Annotated in this window: 1 protein-coding gene; it reads left to right on the top strand. The window is 35.7% G+C overall.

The window, feature by feature from the left end; all coding sequences use genetic code 11:
* Positions 1 to 643 (top strand): ISAon1 family transposase (locus FHP04_RS14410; RefSeq protein ID WP_139856847.1); only part of this gene is annotated, 643 nt, incomplete at its 5' end.
* Positions 644 to 650 lie beyond the last annotated feature (7 nt).

Below are 650 nucleotides of genomic sequence, written 5' to 3'. Positions count from 1 at the left end.
TACACTTGATATGGCAAACTCAATGAAGACCATATGTAAAAAATGCTTCCCAAGAGCAATGCAGGTTACCGACCGTTTTCACGTACAAAAACTTGCGTTAGAGGCACTTCAAGACATCAGGATAAAACACCGATGGGATGCTATAGACCTAGAAAATCAACAAATAAAACAGGCAAGAGCAAAAAACAAAACATGGGAACCAAAACAATATAGTAACGGAGATACAAGAAAGCAACTATTGGCCAGAAGTAGGTACTTACTATATAAAGCCCCATCTAACTGGACTGATAACCAATACCACAGAAGTAAGATATTATTCAGTCAATACCCTGATATACAAATTGCCTTTGACTTGGTCCAAGGGCTTAGAAATATATTCAACACGGCAACATCCATAGAAACAGCTTATACAAAACTGGCCCATTGGTACAAAGATGTAGAAAACACAGGCTTTAGAGCGTTCAATGCTATAGCAAACACGATAACACTAAATTATAGATCAATCTTAAACTATTTTATAAACAGAAGTACAAATGCATCAGCAGAATCATTCAATGCAAAGATAAAAGCATTTAGGGCACAATTTAGAGGAGTGAAAAACGTAGAATTCTTTCTGTATAGATTAACAACGATTTTTGCATAAACACAAC

Origin of the sequence: Aequorivita sinensis, from assembly GCF_006346335.1 — a bacterium.
GTDB classification, from domain to species: Bacteria; Bacteroidota; Bacteroidia; order Flavobacteriales; family Flavobacteriaceae; genus Aequorivita; species Aequorivita sinensis.
This window is presented reverse-complemented; position numbering and strand designations above follow the sequence as displayed.